At 72.4% G+C, this 18,636-nt stretch carries 18 protein-coding genes; 12 read left to right on the top strand and 6 right to left on the bottom strand.

The genetic code is table 11. The features are described 5' to 3' along the window. The 5 genes from FH610_RS30665 (at window position 1) to murQ (ending at window position 4,968) form a co-directional block, all read left to right on the top strand. Entirely contained in the window at window positions 1-1,008 is a 1,008-nt protein-coding gene (locus FH610_RS30665; RefSeq protein ID WP_139578575.1) for an ABC transporter permease, read from the top strand. Beyond that, entirely contained in the window at window positions 1,005-1,913 is a 909-nt protein-coding gene (locus FH610_RS30660) for an ABC transporter permease (protein ID WP_139578572.1), read from the top strand. The genes FH610_RS30665 and FH610_RS30660 overlap by 4 nt, the downstream gene beginning before the upstream one ends. A gap of 2 nt (window positions 1,914-1,915) precedes the next feature. After that, on the top strand, window positions 1,916-2,947 hold the full coding sequence (locus FH610_RS30655; RefSeq protein ID WP_139578568.1) for an ABC transporter ATP-binding protein: 1,032 nt from the start codon (window positions 1,916-1,918) through the stop codon (window positions 2,945-2,947). Continuing rightward, window positions 2,944-3,948, top strand: a complete 1,005-nt coding sequence (locus FH610_RS30650) for an ABC transporter ATP-binding protein (RefSeq protein ID WP_139578563.1) — start codon at window positions 2,944-2,946, stop codon at window positions 3,946-3,948. Before FH610_RS30655 ends, FH610_RS30650 begins: the two co-directional genes overlap by 4 nt. 66 nt (window positions 3,949-4,014) lie before the next feature. Continuing rightward, window positions 4,015-4,968 carry an N-acetylmuramic acid 6-phosphate etherase gene (gene murQ, locus FH610_RS30645; protein WP_139578561.1) on the top strand — a complete coding sequence of 318 codons (954 nt, stop codon included), beginning with the start codon at window positions 4,015-4,017 and terminating at the stop codon, window positions 4,966-4,968. 118 nt (window positions 4,969-5,086) lie between these two features. Here murQ and FH610_RS30640 read toward each other — a convergent pair whose 3' ends face one another. Then, the gene (locus FH610_RS30640) at window positions 5,087-5,986 is read right to left on the bottom strand and encodes a MurR/RpiR family transcriptional regulator (RefSeq protein WP_139578558.1); all 900 of its coding nucleotides are present in this window, start codon (window positions 5,984-5,986) and stop codon (window positions 5,087-5,089) included. 243 nt (window positions 5,987-6,229) lie between these two features. Here FH610_RS30640 and FH610_RS30635 point away from each other — a divergent pair, with 243 nt between their 5' ends. Further along, window positions 6,230-7,795: a glycoside hydrolase family 10-like protein gene (locus FH610_RS30635; RefSeq protein ID WP_139578556.1), complete on the top strand. Its 1,566-nt coding sequence runs from the start codon at window positions 6,230-6,232 to the stop codon at window positions 7,793-7,795. A 73-nt stretch (window positions 7,796-7,868) separates the two neighbouring features. On the opposite strand, the gene FH610_RS30630 is transcribed toward FH610_RS30635, so the two are convergent. Continuing rightward, window positions 7,869-8,588, bottom strand: coding sequence for a carboxymuconolactone decarboxylase family protein (locus tag FH610_RS30630; protein WP_240809296.1), 720 nt, complete (start codon window positions 8,586-8,588; stop codon window positions 7,869-7,871). 76 nt (window positions 8,589-8,664) lie between these two features. Between FH610_RS30630 and FH610_RS30625 the strand changes: the two genes are divergently transcribed. From FH610_RS30625 to FH610_RS30610, 4 genes are all read left to right on the top strand, one after another. Continuing rightward, the gene (locus tag FH610_RS30625; protein ID WP_139578554.1) at window positions 8,665-9,294 is read left to right on the top strand and encodes a TetR/AcrR family transcriptional regulator; all 630 of its coding nucleotides are present in this window, start codon (window positions 8,665-8,667) and stop codon (window positions 9,292-9,294) included. A 20-nt stretch (window positions 9,295-9,314) separates the two neighbouring features. Continuing rightward, window positions 9,315-10,469, top strand: a complete 1,155-nt coding sequence (locus tag FH610_RS30620) for an anhydro-N-acetylmuramic acid kinase (protein ID WP_139578552.1) — start codon at window positions 9,315-9,317, stop codon at window positions 10,467-10,469. Between the two features lie 105 nt (window positions 10,470-10,574). Beyond that, complete coding sequence (locus FH610_RS30615) at window positions 10,575-11,135, top strand: TetR/AcrR family transcriptional regulator (RefSeq protein WP_240809294.1); 561 nt, start codon at window positions 10,575-10,577, stop codon at window positions 11,133-11,135. A 51-nt stretch (window positions 11,136-11,186) separates the two neighbouring features. Next, window positions 11,187-12,005, top strand: a complete 819-nt coding sequence (locus FH610_RS30610; RefSeq protein ID WP_139578550.1) for a MerR family transcriptional regulator — start codon at window positions 11,187-11,189, stop codon at window positions 12,003-12,005. 34 nt (window positions 12,006-12,039) lie between these two features. On the opposite strand, the gene FH610_RS30605 is transcribed toward FH610_RS30610, so the two are convergent. Both FH610_RS30605 and FH610_RS30600 read right to left on the bottom strand, forming a co-directional pair. Continuing rightward, window positions 12,040-12,702 carry a response regulator transcription factor gene (locus FH610_RS30605; protein WP_139578549.1) on the bottom strand — a complete coding sequence of 221 codons (663 nt, stop codon included), beginning with the start codon at window positions 12,700-12,702 and terminating at the stop codon, window positions 12,040-12,042. After that, entirely contained in the window at window positions 12,699-13,856 is a 1,158-nt protein-coding gene (locus FH610_RS30600) for a sensor histidine kinase (RefSeq protein ID WP_240809293.1), read from the bottom strand. The genes FH610_RS30605 and FH610_RS30600 overlap by 4 nt, the downstream gene beginning before the upstream one ends. Before the next feature lie 171 nt (window positions 13,857-14,027). On the opposite strand from FH610_RS30600, the gene ggt reads away from it, so the two are divergent. After that, window positions 14,028-15,800 (top strand): gamma-glutamyltransferase, encoded by a 1,773-nt coding sequence (gene ggt / locus FH610_RS30595; RefSeq protein WP_139578547.1) that lies wholly within the window; start codon window positions 14,028-14,030, stop codon window positions 15,798-15,800. Here the strand turns inward: ggt and FH610_RS30590 are convergent. Next, window positions 15,784-17,280: a flavin-containing monooxygenase gene (locus FH610_RS30590; protein WP_139578545.1), complete on the bottom strand. Its 1,497-nt coding sequence runs from the start codon at window positions 17,278-17,280 to the stop codon at window positions 15,784-15,786. The genes ggt and FH610_RS30590 overlap by 17 nt on opposite strands. Window positions 17,281-17,506: 226 nt before the next feature. Next, entirely contained in the window at window positions 17,507-17,680 is a 174-nt protein-coding gene (locus FH610_RS43330; protein ID WP_167538797.1) for a hypothetical protein, read from the bottom strand. A gap of 138 nt (window positions 17,681-17,818) precedes the next feature. On the opposite strand from FH610_RS43330, the gene FH610_RS30585 reads away from it, so the two are divergent. Beyond that, entirely contained in the window at window positions 17,819-18,619 is an 801-nt protein-coding gene (locus FH610_RS30585) for an SURF1 family protein (RefSeq protein WP_139578543.1), read from the top strand. The last annotated feature ends 17 nt before the right edge of the window (window positions 18,620-18,636 follow it).

Raw genomic sequence — 18,636 nt, 5'->3', positions numbered from 1 at the left:
ATGGCGGTTCTCCTCCGGCGGCTCGCGGGTCATGTGGCCCGCGGGTTCGTCATGATCCTGGTCGTCACGACGATCAGCTTCCTGATCATCAGGAGCGTGCCCGGCGACCCGCTCGCGGCCCGCTACCAGAAGCTCGTCGAGCAGGGCATGGCCCCCGACGCCGCCCAGCGCGCGGTCGAGGCGCTGTACGGCTTCACGCCGAAGGGCGGCCTCTGGGAGCAGTACCTCGATTACATGGGCGGGCTGGCCCACCTCGACCTCGGGCAGTCGCTGTCCGTGCCCGGCGCCGGCGTGTCCACCGTGCTGTTCTCGGCCGCCAAGTGGACCGTGATCCCGGTGCTCGCCGGGACGCTGCTGAGCTTCCTCGTCGGCGTCGTCATGGGCGTCTACGCGGCGATCAAACGGACCGGCGTGCTGGGCGACCTCCTCGCGATCTCCGGATCGCTGCTGCACGGTGTCCCGCAGTACGTGCTGGCGCTGCTGCTGGGGGCGATCTTCACCACGCTGGTCCCGATCCTCCCCGCCGGGGGGACCGCCGACATCATGATCGACCCCGGCTTCACCGCCGACTACATCGGCTCGCTGGTCCAGCACGCCACCCTGCCTGTCGTCACGTACGCGCTGGCCGGCTACGGCGGGTGGATCCTCGCGATGAAGTCGAGCGTGGTCACCGTGCTCGGCGACGACTTCATCCTGGCCGCCGAGCTGCGCGGAATGAAGCGGTCGATCGTCTTCCGTTACCTGGCGCGCAACGCGATCCTGCCGCTGTTCACGATCCTGGCGCTCTCGCTGGGCCTGCTCTTCGGCGGCGCGATCTTCATCGAGCGCATCTTCAACTACCCGGGCCTGGGGCTGATGCTCATCGACAGCATCAACAACCGCGACTACTCCCTGATGGGCGGGGCGTTCCTGCTCATCACGACTGCGGTCGTCGTCGCGAACATCGCCGCCGACCTCCTCTACACGGTCATCGACCCCCGGGTGCGCAGCGGAGGGGAGGCGGCGTGAGCGCGACCATCGTGCCGGAGGCGGAGGCGGGGGGCGCCGCGGCGGTCCGCCGCAACTTCTGGCGGGGCGTCTGGCGGGTCATGCGGCGCAAGCCGAGCCGGATGGCCGGGGCGGTCATCCTCGCGGTGTTCGCCTTCATGGGGATCTTCGGGCCGATGCTCTACCCCGACCCCCTGCCCCGCGACACGAGCGCGCTCTACGCCCCGCCGAGCCTGCGGCATCCGTTCGGCACCGACTTCGAGGGCACGGACGTGCTCGCCCTCGTCGTCACCGGCTCCCGGTACGTCCTGCTGACCGCCGTCGTGACGGCCGTCATCACGGTCGTGGTCGGCGCGGGCGTCGGGTTGTTCGCCGGGTTCCGGCGGGGGCGCTGGGACACCGTGCTCATGCGGTTCACCGACATGAAGCTCACGATCCCGGGGCTGCCGCTGCTGCTGGTGCTGTCGACGGTGTGGAAGTTCACCGGCGCCGTCGAGATGGGCCTGGTGCTCGGGCTGCTCGGCTGGGGCGGCGTCGCCCGGGCCGTGCGGTCGCAGACGCTCTCACTGCGCGAGCGCGGCTTCATCGAGGCCGCACGGGGGCTCGGCCTGTCCACGACGCACATCGTCGGCAGGGAGCTGCTGCCCGGCATGGCTCCGTACATCGCGATGAACGCGCTCATCGCGGTGACCGGCGCGGTCTACGCGCAGGTGGGCCTGTTCTTCCTGGGTGTGCTGCCGTTCGAGGCGAACAACTGGGGCGTCATGCTCAACCTCGCCGTCTTCGGCGGCGGCGCGCTGACCACGACGGCCGCGCTGCCGTATCTGCTGGCGCCGCTGCTGGCGATCCTGCTGCTCACGCTCGGCATCGTGCTGGTCGTGGACGCCATGGACGAGATCTTCAACCCCCGGCTGCGGGAGGAGTGAGCATGGCTCCCGAGCAGAGTCCTCCCGGCGTGCGGATCCGCGGGCTGACCGTGGTCTACCGCACCCCGGCCGGCGAGCTGCCGGCGGTGTCCGGCGTCGACCTCGACCTCGCGCCGGGCACGATCACCGGCGTCGTCGGCGAGTCGGGCTCCGGCAAGTCCACGCTCGCGCTGTCGCTGCTCAACGCCGTCCAGCCGCCCGGCAGGATCGCGGCGGGCAGCGTCGAGATCGACGGGCTCGGCGACGTCGTCGCGCTCGGCGGCGAGGGGCTGCGCCGGGCTCGCGGGCGGCACGTCGGGTACGTCTTCCAGGCGGCGCAGAACTCCCTCAACCCGCTCAAGACGGTCGGCAAACAGGTGCTCGACCTGGGCCGCTCCCACGGCGTCGAGAACCCGCGCGGCCTGCTGGCGGACGCCCGCGACCTGCTCGGCCGGATGGGCCTGGACGGCGCCCGGGTGCTCGACTCCTACCAGCACGAACTGTCCGGCGGCATGCGCCAGCGGGTCGGCATCATGCTGGCCCTGGTGCTGAACGCCCGCCTCGTCGTGCTGGACGAGCCCACGACCGCGCTCGACATGATCACGCAGGCGACGATCCTGCGCATCGTCCGAGAGGTGCACGCCGAGCGCGGCCTCACCACGCTCGTCATCACCCACGACCTCGGGGTGGTCGCCGAGGTCGCCGACCGGCTCGCGGTCATGTACGGCGGGCGAGTGGCCGAGCAGGGTCCCACCCGCGAGGTGCTGGCCGAGCCGCGCCACCCGTACACGCGGGGGCTGCTCGGGGCCATCCCGCGCCTCGTCGGCGACATCGGCGAGGCGCACGCCCTGCCGGGCCGGCCGCCGACGCTGGCCGACATCCCGGCCGACGGGTGCGTGTTCCGCGAGCGCTGCCCGCTGCGCATGGACGTGTGCGAGACCGGCCGGCCGCCGGTGGTCGTCTCAGTCTCCCGGTCGGCGGCCTGCCACGCCGTACGGGACGACGACGGGGGCAGACCGGCCGTGGCCGCCGCGACCGGGGAGGAGCAGGCATGATCGGCGGGACCGGCATCACGAAGACGTTCCGGCAGCGCGGCGGCGTGCTGGGCGCCCGGGAGGTGCCCGCGCTGCGCGGCGTGGACTTCGCCATTCCGAAGGGCGGCGCCGTCTCGTTCATCGGCGAGTCGGGCTGCGGCAAGACCACACTCGGCCGGATCATCGCCGGGCTGGAGACCTGCGACTCCGGGGAGATCGTCATCGACGACGTGGCGATGTCGTCGCTGAGCCACCGCGGGCGGCAGCCGTACTTCCGCCGGGTCCAGCTCATCCACCAGGACCCGTACTCCGCGCTGAACCCGACGCGCACGATCCACCAGGCGCTGGCCGCGCCGCTCGCGCTGCGGGCGAGGCAGACCGGCCGGCCGCGCTCGTGGGCGGACGAGCGGGCCAGGGAACTGCTCGGCCTGGTCGGGCTCGACCCGGGCTACGTGCTGCCGCGCTATCCCCACCAGCTGTCCGGCGGCATGCGCCAGCGCGTGGTGATCGCCCGCGCGCTCACCGTCGATCCCGAGGTCCTGGTCGCCGACGAGGCGGTCTCCATGATCGACGTGTCGCTGCGCCTGGGCATCCTCGCGCTGCTGAAGGACCTGCGCGAGCGGCTCGGGGTGAGCGTGCTGTTCATCACGCACGACGTGGCGACGGCCCGCTACATCGGCACCGACGGCGAGCTGTACGTCATCTACCGCGGTCAGGTCGTCGAACGCGGCCCGGTCGAGACCGTCATCTCGGCTCCGGTGCATCCCTACACGCAGGCGCTGCTGTCGGCCATCCCGGTGCTGCACGGCCTGGAGTCGCCGGGCGAGCAGCGGGTCGTGCCGGTGGAGGCGTCGGGGGAGCACCCGGACGGCTGCCTGTTCGCGCCGCGCTGTCCCTTCAGGACCGAGCGGTGCGAACGCGAGCGGCCCGCGCTCGGCCGCGACGGCGACACGCCGCAGGAGCACGCCTGCTTCCATCCCGAGCGCCGCAGCGTGGTCGCCGTGCCGGTGAGCCGCCGGTGAGGAGTCGTTTCGGACGTGTACGGCGATCGGGGGAGGCCGGAGTTGGAAACCGACGACAGGGACAAGATGACTGACCCATTGACGGGCCTGTCCACAGAGCACGGCGAGCTCCACACCGAGCAGAGCGAGCTCTATACGGAGCAGAGCGATCCGCGTTATCGCGAGATCGACCGGTTGCCGACCGAGGAGATCGCCCGCCTGATGAACGCGGCCGACGCCACGGTGCCCGGCGCGGTGGCCAGGGCCATTCCGGCCGTCTCGGCCGCCATCGACGCGATCGCCGCACGCATGGCACGGGGCGGACGCCTGTTCTACGTGGGGGCGGGGACGTCCGGCAGGCTGGGCGTCCTCGACGCCTCGGAATGCCCGCCGACCTTCGGCACCGACCCCGAACTCGTACAGGGCGTCATCGCGGGCGGCGAGGCCGCGCTGACCCGGTCGGTCGAGGGCGCCGAGGACGACCACGACGGCGGGGCGGCGGCCGTCGCCGGCCGCGGCCTGGGCCCGCTCGACTCGCTCGTGGGGATCTCCGCCAGCGGTCGCGCGCCGTTCGTGCTCGGGGCGCTGGGCGAGGCCGCCCGCCGCGGGGCGCTGACCGTGAGCCTGTCCTGCAACCCGGGATCGCCGCTGTCGGAGCGGGCCGAGCATCCGATCGAGGTGGTCGTCGGCCCCGAGGTGGTGGCCGGCTCGACCCGGCTCAAGGCGGGGACCGCCCAGAAGCTCGTGCTCAACATGATCTCCACGATCGCGATGATCCGGCTCGGCAGGACGTACGGGAACGCCATGATCGAGGTATCGGCGGTGAACGAGAAGCTCGCGCACAGGGCGACACGGATCGTCGGCGACATCACCGGCGCCGGTTCCGCCGCCGCGCGGGCCGCGCTGGAGGCGGCGGACTGGAACGTCAAGGTGGCCGTGCTGATGGTCGAGCGCGACCTCGGTCCGGACGGCGCCCGTGCGCTGCTGAAGGCCAACGGCGACCGGCTGGAGGCCGCCCGCCACGCGGGAGGCGCCGCCTGACGGATGCCGGTCCTTCCCGGCCTTCCCGTAAGGAGGGGCGGCCGGGCGGGGCAGAGGTCGCTTCGAGGCGGCCGCGCCCTCGCGAGACCGGCGGAGCGGATGGCTTCCCGCGGGTGGGTCAGGCCGAGCGGGCGCGGCGGTGGGCGTCGCCGAGGTAGTCGGCGAGCGCGTCGCGGGTCGCGCGTAAGGCGGCGTCGGAGGTGTCGAACGTGCGCTGCGCGACGCCGACGAAGACGCAGTCGACGATGAGCAGCTGGCTGATCCGGCTGGCCAGCGCGCCCGGCCGGAACGCCGTCTCGCGCCCGGCGGAGATCAGGACGTGGTCGGCGAGCCCGGCCAGCGACGAGCGCGGGTTGTTCGTGATGGCCACGACGGTCGCGCCGGCCTTGCGGGCGACCCGCGCCGGGCCGAGCACGTCGGGTGTCTCGCCGGTGCAGCTCACCCCGACGGCGACGTCTCCTTCGCGCAGCAGCGCGGCGCTGGTGAGCGCGAGGTGCGCGTCGGTGAAGTAGTGGCCGGGCAGCCCGATCCGCATCAGCTTCTGCGCCATGTCGGCCGCGACGAGGCCGGAGGCGCCCACGCCGTACACGTCCACGCGGCGGGCGCCGGCGACGGCGTCCACCACCGCGCCGAGCCCGTCGGGGTTGAGCTGGGCCGCCGTGTCGGCGAGCGCCTGCGACTCGGCCCGGGTGACCTTGGCGATCACGTCGGTCAGGGGGTCGTCCGGGGCGAGGTCGCCGGGCACGAGCCGCTCGGGGGTGTCCCTGGCCACGGCCGCCGCCAGGGCGAACCGCAGCTGGGAGTAGCCGGCGAAGCCCAGCGCCCGTGCGGTCCGCACGATCGTCGCCTCGCTGATCCCCGAGACCGCGCTGACCTCCGTGATGGTGCTGCGGGCCACCATGGCGGGGTCGTCGAGGATGAGGCGCGCGATGGTCTGGGCGGCGGGGGTGAGCGAGGGCAGCACCGCACGCACCGTCGCGATCGGGTTGACCGGTGCGGCGCCCTCGTTCTCGTTCATCACCTGCAGCCTCTCCTGTGCGCGATCAGCTTAGATCCATGCGCCCGCCGGTGCGGGACAACGGACCAGAAGTCCACATGTCGAGATATATGCGGCGTGACCTGGACGCCCGCCGCCGTCTCCCATGAGGACCTCTTGGGGCAGATTACACGTCGATGACACTTTCTTTTATCCGCATTGATCTGAAAGTAAGTTTCTGCCAGTGTCGTGATCGCCGCATCCCCCCGGCCTTCGGAGGTCCGATTGAGCTCCCCCTCCCGGCGTGCCGTGCTGCGCGGCCTGGCCCTCGCCGCCGCGGCGTCGGCCGTCCCGCTGCCGGCCCTCGCCGCATCCCCCGCTTCCGCCTTCTCCGCCTCTCCCGCCGGGTACGTCCCGCCGCTGCGCCAGATGCGCGGCATGTGGATCGCCTCGGTCGTCAACATCAACTGGCCGTCCAGGACCGGACTGACGCCCGAGCAGCAGCAGGCCGAGTTCACGGCCTGGCTCGACCTGGCCGTGGCGCGCCGGCTCAACTCCGTGTTCGTGCAGATCAGGCCGACCGCCGACGCCTTCTGGCCGTCGTCGTACGAGCCGTGGTCGCAGTATCTGACCGGGGTCCAGGGGCAGGACCCGGGCTACGACCCGCTGGGCTTCGCCGTCGAGGCGGCCCACCGGAGGGGCCTGGCGTTCCACGCCTGGTTCAACCCCTACCGCGTGTCGATGCAGGCGGACCCGGCCAAGCTGCACCCCGAGCACCCCGGCCGCCGCCATCCCGAGTGGATCGTCCCGTACGGCGGGAAGCTCTACTACAACCCCGGCATCCCCGAGGTCCGGGCGTTCGTGCAGGACGCGATGATGGACGCCGTCACCCGATACGACATCGACGGCGTGCACTTCGACGACTACTTCTACCCGGTCAACACGACGGCGTTCGACGACAGCGCGGCCTACGCGGCGTACGGCGCGGGCTTCCCCGACCTGGCCGCCTGGCGGCGCGACAACGTCGACCTGCTGGTCCGGGAGATGCAGCAGCGGGTGCGGCAGGCCAAGCCCGAGGTGATCTGGGGCATCGGCCCGTCGGGCATCTGGCGCAACAGGGCCACCGACCCCCTCGGCTCCGACACCAGCGGCGGCCAGTCGTACGACAACCTGCACGCCGACACCCGCGGCTGGGTGAAGAAGGGCTGGCTCGACTACGTCGCGCCCCAGCTCTACTGGTACATCGGCCAGTCGAACGCCGACTACGCCAAGCTCGTCCCCTGGTGGTCCGACGTGGCCGCCGGCACCGGGGTGCAGCTGTGGATCGGCCAGGCGGCGTACAAGGCGGGGGCGGCCGGGCAGCCCGCCGAGTGGTTCCAGCCGGACGAGCTGTCCCGGCACCTCACGCTCAACCGCGACCATCCGGAGGTCGGCGGGGACATCTGGTACAACGCGGCCGACGTCCGCGACGACCGGCTCGGGTCGATCGGCGCGGTCGTGAGCGGGCACTACACGCGTCCGGCGCTCGCGCCGCTGCTGCCCAGGCTCGCAGGCGGCGAGCCGCCGCGTCGTCCCGTGCTCGCCTCGGCCCGCCGCGTGAGCGGGGGCGTGCAGCTGCACGTCGAGGCCACGGGACCGCGCGCCCCGTTCCAGTTCGCCGTCTTCCGGTTCGACCGGCCCGCCCGCCGGGAGGACTTCGCCGACGCGGCGCACCTGGTCGCGGTCGTCCCGGCGGGCAGGCACGTTCGCTGGGTCGACCCGGACGGTGCGCCCGGCCACCGCTACCACGTCACGGCGGTCGACCGGGCGTCCCGGCAGAGCGAGCCGAGCCACGAACGCAGGGCGCATTGACCAGGGCGCACTGAGCAGGGCGCACTGCGCTCCGGTCCGCACGGTCAGGCGGTGCGGGCCGTGGCGTACGGCGTCAGCGGGCGGGGGCGAGCTCGGCGAGGCAGGCGTTGAGCGCCTTCCACGCCTGCCATGCCCGCGTCACCCCGAACTGCGCGTTGAAGCGCAGCACGGCCCGCACGTCCTCGTGCGACGCGCCGCCCCCGAGGGCGCGGCCCACGTGGATGCGGAACGTCTCGTCCAGGGTCTGGTAGTGCACGTCGATGCTCATCGTCGTGAACGCCCGCTCCCGGACGCTCAACGTGCCCGGACCCTGGACGCCCCGCATCCGCGACTGAAGGTCGAAGTACTCCAGGAAGTACGCGTCGAGCTCGGCCAGCTCGGCCCGCACCGGCGCGGGCAGCGGGGTCGGCGCCGCGCCGGGACCGGTCTCCAGCAGTTCCCGGGGCAGCGGTTCGGCGTCCGGGCGGGGCAGCCCGGCGGCGGCCTCGATCTCGGCGAGCCGCTCCAGCGCGGCCAGCGCCGCGACATACCCGCTGTCGTAGGAGATCAGGCGCAGCAGCGCCCGTATGTCGGCGGTGGACACGCCGCGCTGCAGGCCCGCGCGGACGTGCATCTCGAACGGGAACCCGAGGGCCGGCTGGCAGACGTCCGCCACCAGGGCCAGGAACACCTTCTCGCGGTCGGTCAGCTCGGGCACCGCCCAGCAGTGTCCGACGCTGGCGGCCGCCATCTGGGCGAACACCGGGTCCATCTCGTTGATCGTGTCGAAGTCCGTCGAAGCGTTGACGGTCACAGGAATCACTCCTTTGGTGAACGGGTGTAGCGCTACGACTGTAGCGCGATTGCCGTCCTCGTACAATGGGCCGGACATGGAAGCCACCACGCCCCCGACTCCCGCCGCCCGCCGCCGTCCGAACGCGCGAGGGCAGGGCGAGCGGCTGCGCGAGGAGATCGTCGCGGCCGCCATGCGCATGCTCGACGACCTCGCCGACGACGAGGCGCTGTCGCTGCGGGCCGTGGCGCGCGAGGTGTCGATCGCGGCCACCTCGGTCTACCTGCACTTTCCCGACCGTGACGCGCTCGTGCTCGCGGTGTTGCGGCGCTGTCACGAGGAACTGGTGCGAACCGGTGACGAGGCGGACGCGGCGCAGGAGGACCCTGCGGCGCGGCTGCGGGCGCGCATCCTCGCACAGGCCGCCTGGGCGCATGAGCATCCGGGCCTTTACAAGGTGCTGCACGAGAGCGCGGTCCACCGCCGGCTCGGCATGCCGTTCAAGGAGGTGCTGGTCGCCAGGACCACGGAGGCGGTCCAGCGCTGCATGGACGCCGGGGTCGCCCCGCGCGACGACGCGACGACGGTCGCGATCGACCTGCGCACGGCGGTGAACGGCATGCTGTCTCAGCGGATCAACGAGCCCGACCTGCCCTGGCCGCCGGCGGAGGAGCAGATCGACCGTTTCCTCATCAAGCTCGTCGGCCTCCCGCCGAGAGCTGGCTGAACAGTCCTTGCGGGGCAGGTGTGCGCGTACTCGGGCTGATGTCGGGGACCTCCCACGACGGGATCGACTGCGCGCTCGTCCACTGGTCGCGGGACGGCGACCTGCTCACCGGTGTCGTGGAGCACACCGGCACCGTGCCCTACCCGCCTGACCTGCGGGCCGCGATCGTCGCCGCGCTGCCGCCGGACCGTACGGACATGGGCGAGGTCTGCCGCCTCGACACGCTCGTGGGCCGGGCGTTCGCGGAGGCGGCGGCGACCTGCCCGGCCGCCGATCTCGTCTGCTCGCACGGGCAGACGATGTACCACTGGGTGGAGGACGGGCGCGTGCGCGGGACGCTCCAGGTCGGGCAGCCCGCCTGGATCGCCGAACGGCTCGGCGTGCCGGTCGTGTCGGATCTTCGGGTGCGCGACGTGGCCGCGGGCGGGCAGGGCGCGCCGCTCGTGTCCGCCTTCGACCTGCCGTTGCTGTCCGGGCTACCCGACTCGGCGGGCCGGACCGGCGCGCTGAACCTCGGCGGCATCGCCAACCTCACCGTGTGCGAGCCCCCGCTCGCCTACGACACCGGCCCGGCCTCGGCGCTGACGGACGCGGCCGTACGCGCCGCCACCGGCATGCCGTACGACGAGGACGGCAGGCTGGCCGCGGCGGGGAAGGTCGACGAGGGCCTGCTGGCCGAGTTGCTCACCGAGCCGTACTATCACCGGCCGCCGCCCAAGACGACGGGCAAGGAACTGTTCCACGCGGGCTATCTGGACCGGGTCGCCGGGCCGTACGCGCTGGGCCTGCCGGACCTGGTGGCGACGCTCACGGCGCTCACGGCCGAGACGGTGGCGGCGGAGATCCGGCGGCACGGGCTCGGCACGGTCGTCGTCTCCGGTGGCGGCGTGCGCAACCCGGCCCTGATGAGCGCGCTGCGCGAGCGGGCCCGAGGCGTGCGGCTGCTGCCGAGCGACGACCTCGGCGTGCCGTCGGACGCCAAGGAGGCCGTCGCGTTCTCCTACCTCGGCTGGCTGACCGCGCACGGCCTGCCCGGCACGGTGCCCGCCTGCACCGGCGCGGCCGGATCGCGGGTGCTCGGCACCATCACCCCGGGCCGCGGGCCGCTGCGACTCCCGGAACCGCTCGTCGCGCCGCCCCGCCGCATCCGCATGAGCGCCGTCGCGCCCGGGTGAGGCGCTGGAAGTCCTGATCAGCCGCCAGCCTGGCCGAGAAGCCTGGAGCGGTGCGTCTCCGCCCACCTCCTGAAGCCGGTCAGGACGACGCCGTAGGAGGCGAGCGTGTCGATCGGCCGTCAGTCGTTGCTCGCCGCCGCGCGTGAGGCGTTCGCCGAACACGGCATGGAGGCGTCGATCTCCGAGATCGCGCGGCGCGCGGGCATCGGGAAGGGCACGGTCTTCCGCCACTTCGCGACCAAGGAGTCGCTGGCGGCCGCGATCGTGTCCGACCGGCTCGACGAGCTCGCGGTCACGGGGCGCACGCTGCTGGAGGCGGCGGACCCGGAGGCGGCCCTGCTGGCGTTTATGACGGCGGGGGTGGAGCTGCACGTGAGCGACCGTTCCTTCTGCCAGGCGGCGACCACGGACGTCCGGAGGGATCCGGTGGTCCGCGCCGCCGCCGACCGCCTGTCCGGGGTCGCGGAGGCGCTCACCGACCGAGCCAGAAGGAAGGGTGTCATCCGCGGTGACATCACCGGGGAGGACGTGATCCGGATGCTGACGGCGGCCTGTCAGGCCGCCGCGCCGGGCGAGGACGTCACGGGGGCCTGGCGCCGATACCTTCACCTGATCTTCGACGGCTTGCGATCCGAGGGAGCGCGCCCCCTGCCACCTCCGGCCTGAGAGGCGGCGCTTGACCCTGACACCGTGTGAGGCGCTGGAATCGGCCACACCATGTTCACCATCGGAGACTTCGCCAGGCACGGCCGCGTGTCGGTCCGCATGCTGCGCCACTACGACGCGATCGGGCTGCTCCGCCCGGCCCGCGTCGATCCCGCGAACGGCTACCGCTTCTACGAGGCGGTCCAGCTTGCCCGCCTCAACCGGATCACCGCGCTCAAGGACCTGGGCTTCACGCTCAGACAGGTGCGGGAAGTCCTGGACGAGCAGGTGAGCGCCGAGGAACTGCGCGGGATGCTGCGGCTGCGGCAGGCGGAGCTGGAGGCGGCGATGGCCGCCGCGGCGGCCCGGCTGGCCCAGGTCGAGGCGAGGCTCCGGACGATCGAGAGTGAGGGACACATGAACACCGACGACGTGGTGGTCAAGCGCATCCCAGCCGTCCGGGTGGCGGAACTCAGCGGCGTGGCGCGCAGCTACGAACCCGAGGACATCGGCCCGGTCGTCGGCCCGCTGTTCCAGGAGCTGTGCCGCAGGCTGGACGAGGCCGCGGTGGCCCCGGTGGGGCCGGCGATCGCCTATTACGAGGACGCCCCCGGCGGCGAGGGGATCCTCGCGCACGTGGCGATGCCGGTCGCGGTCGCGCCCGAGGACGGTCACGACTTCGCGGTCGTGGACCTGCCCGCCATCGAGCAGGCGGCCACCATCGTGCATCGCGGCCCGATGGACGACGTCCTCCCGGCCGCGCAGACGCTGGCCCGGTGGATCGCCGACGGCGGCCACCGCTCCGCCGGGTACGCCAGGGAGCTCTACCTGGAAGGCGGGGAGGATCCCGCTCGGTGGGTCACCGAACTCCAGGAGCCTCTCGCCGGCTGAGGGACGGTGCCGCCGTGTGCGGCCGTACGAAGTGTCAGAGCCAGCCGGGTTTGACCAGGCCCGACTCGTACGCGATGACGACGAGCTGGGCCCGGTCACGGGCGTGGAGTTTGCTCATCGTGCGGCTCACGTGGGTCTTGGCCGTCGCCGGGGACATGTAGAGCCTGGTGGCGATCTCGTCGTTCGTCATGCCGGTGCCCACGAGCGCGAGCACCTCCCGCTCCCGCTCGGTGAGCGGGTCGAGGCGGGTCACTATGCCGGGCTCCTTGGCACGGGCGACGTACTCCGCGATGAGCCTGCGCGTCACGCCGGGGGACAGCAGCGCGTCGCCGGAGGCCACCACCCGGACGGCCTGGATCAGCTCGGCCGGCTCGGTGTCCTTGACCAGGAAGCCGCTCGCGCCGCCGCGCAGGGCCTCGAAGACGTACTCGTCCAGCTCGAACGTGGTGAGCATGACGATCTTCACGTCGGCGAGGGCGGGGTCGTCGCCGATGCGGCGGGTGGCCGTCAGGCCGTCGGTGCCGGGCATGCGGATGTCCATCAGCACCACGTCGGGGCGCAGGTCCCGGGTGAGCAGGACGGCCTGCTCGCCGTCGCCGGCCTCGCCGACGACGGTCATGCCCTCCTGCGCGTCGAGCAGGGCCCGGAACCCGGCCCGGACCAATGCCTGGTCGTCGGCGAGCAGGACGCGTATCAATTCGGCTCCTTGTGGGTGGCGGATGAGGGCAGGGGGAGGAGGGCCTCGACGCGGAAGCCGCCGCCGGGCCGGGGACCGGCCGCCAGCGACCCGCCCAGCGCCGAGGCCCGCTCGCGCATGCCGGGGATGCCGTTGCCGCTGCCGAGGCCCGCCTCGGCCCGCGCCGTTCCCGCGCCGTCGTCCTCGATCACCACGGTCAGCTCCTCAGGCGCGTACGCCACGCGTACGGTCACCCGCGAACCGGGCGCGTGCCGCGAGACGTTGGTCAGCGACTCCTGCACGATCCGGTAGCCGGCCCGGTCGATGCCGGCGGGCAGCGGGCGCGCCTGCCCGGTGACCTCCAGTGTGACCGGCAGGCCGCTGCGCTCGGCGAGGTCGGCCAGGTGGGCCATCCCGGCCGTGGGGGAGCGCGGCGCGCCGTCCCTGAGCAGGCTCAGCACGCCGCGCATCTCGGTCAGCACGTCCTTGGACGCCTGCTTGATCGTGGTCAGCGCGGTGCGGGCCTGCTCGGGGTGGTCGTCCAGGATGTGCAGGGCGGTGGACGCCTGGACGTGGATCAGCGAGATGTTGTGGGCGAGCACGTCGTGCAGCTCCTGGGCCATGGTGAGCCGTTCCTCGCTCGCCTGCCGCCTGGCCTCCTCACGCGCCACCCGCTCGCGTTCGGCGAGGCGCTCGCGGCGCATCCGGTAGAACTCCGCCACGGTGAGCGTGAGCAGCAGGTAGGCCGCGACCGCGGTGTGGTGGAAGAGGCTCGCCCGGTGGGGGATGAACCAGGTGGCGTAGACGACCACGAACAGGAAGAACGCCCCCGACGACAGCCACGCCGCGCGACGGTGCCCCGACAGCACCGCATTGAAGATCACGATGATCGGGCTGAAGAACACCGGCCCGTACGAGTAGCCGAGCAGCATGTAGACCGAGGTCGCGGTGAGCGTGACGACCAGCGCGGCGACCGGCGCGCGGCGGCGCACCGCGATCGCGAGCGGCCCGACCAGCAGCAGCGCGTAGCCCCACCCGGTCAGCGGCACCCGCCCGAGGTCCGGGTTCCGCAACTGCCAGTACTGGGCGGCCATCGTCAGGAACACCTGGAGGATCCCGATGATGACCGGCAGAACGGGATCGATGCGGTGGTACATCGCGGAACGGGAACGCACAACCGCACGCTAGGCCATCGCCGCTGGTCACCGCATCCGCCCGGCGCGGCAGTCCGCCGTACGCCGGGAGGAGTAGCCCGCGTCGGCGTCCAAAAGCGGACAATCCCGCAGCGATATTGACGTCCGTGAGTCATGCTGGAGTGATCGCTCAAGTGGTGGAGGTGCCGGGGCATGAGGAGCGTCGTCGTCACGTCGCTGGGGCTGGTCACGTTGGCGGGCTTCCTCGCGCCGCCCGTCCACGCCGCACCGGTGGAGTCCGCGGCGGAGGTCAAGCGGCCGGTCGCGGAGGGGTACGGCGGGGCCGTGGCCACCGTGGACCTGGACGCGAGCACGGCCGCGCTCTCGGTGCTGCGCCAGGGCGGCAACGCGATGGACGCGGCGGTGGCGGGGGCGGCGGCGCTGGGCGTGACCGAGCCCTACTCGGCCGGGCTGGCCGGGGGCGGCTTCATCGTCTACTACGACGCCCGCAAGCGGAAGGTGACGACGATCGACGGGCGGGAGACCGCCCCGCGGGCGATGACCTCCACGGCGTTCGAGGGCATCCCGTTCGACGAGGCCGTCACCAGCGGGCTGTCGGTCGGCGTCCCGGGCAGCGTGGCGCAGTGGGACACGGCGCTGCGCCGGTACGGCACGATGCCGCTGCGGCAGGCGCTGCGCCCCGCGATCGAGATCGCCGAGAAGGGCTTCGTCGTCGACCAGACGTTCCACGACCAGACGCAGCAGAACGCCGGCCGCTTCGCCGACTTCACCTCGACCGCCTCGCTCTACCTGCCGGGCGGGCAGCCGCCGCCGGTCGGCTCGGTCTTCCGCAACCCCGACCTCGCACGCACCTACCGTGAGCTGGGCATCCGCGGCCCGGCCTGGTTGTACGGCGGGGCGCTCGGCCGGGAGATCGTCGCCACCGTGAAGAAGCCGCCGGTGCGCCAGGGGGCCACCAGGAACGTCAGGACCGGCCTGATGGAGGTCTCCGACCTCAGGGCCTACCGGGCGCTCGAACGGCCGCCCACGAAGGTCACGTACAAGGGCCTCGACGTGTACGGCATGGCGCCGCCGTCGTCCGGCGGATCCACCGTGGGGGAGGCGTTGAAGATCCTGGAGGCCCTCCCGAAGGTCGGCCTGCACGAATACCTGGAGGCGTCCCGGCTCGCCTTCGCCGACCGCAACGCCTACGTCGGCGACCCGGCGTACGTGGACGTGCCGCTGGATCAGCTGCTCTCCGACGGGTTCGCCAAGGAGCGCGCCTGCCTGATCGGCCCGCGGGCGATGGCGCACCCCGCCGCGCCGGGTTCGCCCGACGGCTCCTACGCGCCGTGCCCCTCAGCGACCCCGGGGGCCTCGGTCCCGGAGGAGAAGAAGGAGGGGCCGGAGACCACGCACCTCGTGGTGACCGACCGGTGGGGCGACGTGGCGGCCTACAACATCACGATCGAGCAGACCGGCGGCAGCGGGATCGTGGTGCCGGGCCGCGGCATCCTGCTCAACAACGAGCTGACCGACTTCACCTTCGGCCCGGCGCCGGGCGACCCCAACCTGCCCGCTCCCGGCAAGCGCCCGAGGTCGTCCATGGCCCCGACCATCGTGCTCAAGGACGGCAGGCCGCTGCTCGCCGTCGGCTCGCCCGGAGGGTCGACGATCATCACGACCGTGCTGCAGATCCTGGTGAACCGGCTCGACTTCGGCATGTCGCTCCCGGAGGCCGTGGCCGCGCCGCGCGCTTCTCAGCGCAACACCGCCGCCACGCAGGCCGAGCCCGCGTTCACCGAGCGGTACGGCGCGGAGTTGACCGCGCTCGGTCACACGCTGACGGACGTCCCCGGGCCGCCGGCGGGGGAGATCGGCGCGGCGACCGGCCTGGAGTTCCTGCGGGACGGCCGTGTCCAGGCGGTCGCCGAGCCCGCCAGGCGTGGTGGAGGCAGCGCCCTCGTGGTCACCCCGCGTCGCTGATTCGATCAGCCCCCAGTCGGCCTCGGGCGCCGATGAGCTCGTAGGCCGCCGGCTTCATCTTCCGGGTCCGCGCCCAGTATTCGAAGGTGAAGCCGGGCCACAGTGTGCGGTTCCTGCCGTGCTCGTCGAGGTACCAGCTCGTGCAGCCGCCGTCGCTCCACACCAGCCGGTCGAGCCGCCGCTGCAGGCGGTCGTTGAAGGCCCGCTGCGCCGACGGCCGTACGTCCAGGGCCTTCGCCTTGGTCTTCGACAGCAGCCGCAGGCAGTCCATGACATACCGGACCTGCGACTCGATCATGAAGACGACCGAGGTGTGCCCGAGACCGGTGTTGGGACCGAGCAGGAAGAACAGGTTGGGGAAGCCCGCGGTCGTGATCCCGTAGTAGGCCTCGATGCCGTCGCGCCACGCGTCCTGGATCTTGACGCCGTTCCTGCCGACGATCCGCTGCTCGTTGAGGGAGTCGACCACCCGGAAGCCGGTGCCGTACACGATCACGTCGACCTCGTGCTCGCGTCCCGCGGGGTCCACGACCGACCGCTCCCTGATCTCGGTGATCCGGTCGGTGACCAGCTCGACGTTGTCCCTGGTCAGCGCGGGATAGTAGTCGTTGGACTGCAGGATGCGCTTGCAGCCGATGGTGTAGTCGGGCGTCAGCTTCGCGCGCAGCCCGGGGTCGGGCACCTGCCGGGCCAGGTGCCGCTCGGCCATCGCCTGGTGGGCCTTCATCAGCCGGGGGTTGATCGTGAAGCCCACGGCCCGGGCCTCCAGCAGCCAGTAGACGGCGTCGCGCAGCAGGCGGGCGCCGACCGGCGTCTCCATCGCCCGCTTCAGCCGCCCGTCGATCGGCAGGTCCGGCCTGGGCTGGATCCACGGCGGGGTGCGCTGGAAGACGGTGAGCCGGCTCGCCTGCTCGGCGACGACCGGGACGAACTGGACCGCCGACGCGCCGGTGCCGACGACCGCGACGCGCCTGCCGTTCAGGTCCGCGGAGTGGTCCCACCGGGCGGAGTGGAACGCGGTGCCGGTGAAGCGCTCACGGCCGGGGATCTCGGGGAGCGACGGCACGTGCAGGGCGCCGACGCCGGACACGACGGCGTGGGTCTCGAAGGTCTCCCCGTCGCCGGTCGACACCCGCCACAGGGCCCGCTCGTCGTCGTACTCCAGCCCGCAGACCTCCTTGCCGAACCGCAGGTGGGGCTCCAGGCCGTACTTGCGGGCGCAGGCCCGCATGTAGTCCCAGATCTCGTCCTGCGGGGAGAACAGCCGCGACCAGCCGGGGTTGAGCTCGAACGAGAAGGAGTACAGCGGCGAGGGGACGTCGCAGGCGCAGCCGGGATAGGTGTTGTCCCGCCAGGTGCCGCCGAGCTCGCCGGCCTTCTCCAGGATCACGAAGTCGTGATAGCCGGCTTCCTTGAGCTTGATGGCCATGCACAGCCCGGCGAACCCGGAACCGATGATCGTGACGCCCGGACTGGGCATACGTCCTCCCCGTCCTATTGGAAGATTTGTCCAATATATTCCTGTGGGCGGGCTGGGTCCAGGCGCCGATGCGTACGGCCGGAGCAGCCGGGAGTGCTCCCGGGGGCCGTCGTGGGACGCCGGTGGGCACCCCGTCACTGTATGTCGTGGCAGTGAGGGGCCGATCCGTCGGCGAGCATGACAAAGCCGCCGACGGGCGCGGTCGTCGGCGGCTGGTACAGGTATGTCAGCGAACCAGGAGGTACGCCACCACGGCGAGGATCACGACGAGCGCCGCACCGACGGCGATCCAAATCGGCAGGCGGGACGGCTGCTCCCGGGAGGCCTCCGTGTCCTGCTGCTGCGCGAACGCCCGGAAAGCCTGGGTGTTTCCGGCCGGGTCGATCTGAGGGTCGGACATGGGCATGACTCTAGCGACACATGGTGCAGCCTGGCTGTGATTTGTCGGATTTTGCCCTCTCCTGATGGTGCCTTGGTGTTCACCCGAGACACCGGCGCGAATACCGGACCGGTGTGGGCGGCGGATAGCGTTGTATCCATGCTCCGCACCCTCCTGGCTCCCCGGCTGGTGGCCCTGCACCTGCTGGTCATCGGGGTGCTCGTGTCCTTCACCTTCCTCGGCCGCTGGCAACTCGGCGTCTTCGAGGCGTCGGGCGGCCCGCGGCGGGCCCCCGACCCCGCGCCCGTGGCCGTCACCGAGCTGACCCGGGTGGGACAGCACGTCGGCGGCACCGCGATCAGCCGCAGGGTGACCGCCACGGGGACCTATGACGCCGCGAACCAGCTGCTGGTGGCCGACCGGGTCGCGGACGTCGCCGCCCCCGGCGGCCGGGCGGCCAGGGGGAGCGGGTTCTGGCTGCTCACGCCGCTGCGGCTCGCGGACGGCACGGTCGTCCCCGTCGTACGCGGCTGGGTTCCCGCGGCGGCCGATCCCGCCACGGCCGTGCCCGAGGGCACCGTGACCGTGACGGGCCGGCTGCGGCCGGCCGAGCAGACCGACGACGTGATGCGCAGCGGGAACCTGCCACGCGGCCAGGTGGCGACGGTGTCGACGGCGGAGCTGATCAACGTGTGGCCGGACGCGCGGGTGCGGGACGGGTTCGTCGTCGCGACCGCGCAGGAGCCGCCGTCCCGTGTCACGCCGGTGGCCGTGTCGGCGCCGACCGAAGGCGGCGGCTTCACCTGGCGCAACCTGGCCTACGCCCTCCAGTGGTGGATCTTCGCGCTGTTCGCCGTGTACATGTGGTTCCACTTCGTCCGCGACGCCCTGCGCGGGCAGCGGGAGCGGGAGCGTGAGGCGCCGCAGCCGGCCGAGCCCGCAGCGCCCGTGGAGGCCTGATCGGCCCTGAAGCCTGG

The organism is Microbispora catharanthi, from assembly GCF_006334915.2.
Taxonomy (GTDB): Bacteria; Actinomycetota; Actinomycetes; order Streptosporangiales; family Streptosporangiaceae; genus Microbispora; species Microbispora catharanthi.
Note: the sequence above shows the minus strand (reverse complement) of the source record. Positions and strands in the feature narration are given on the sequence as shown.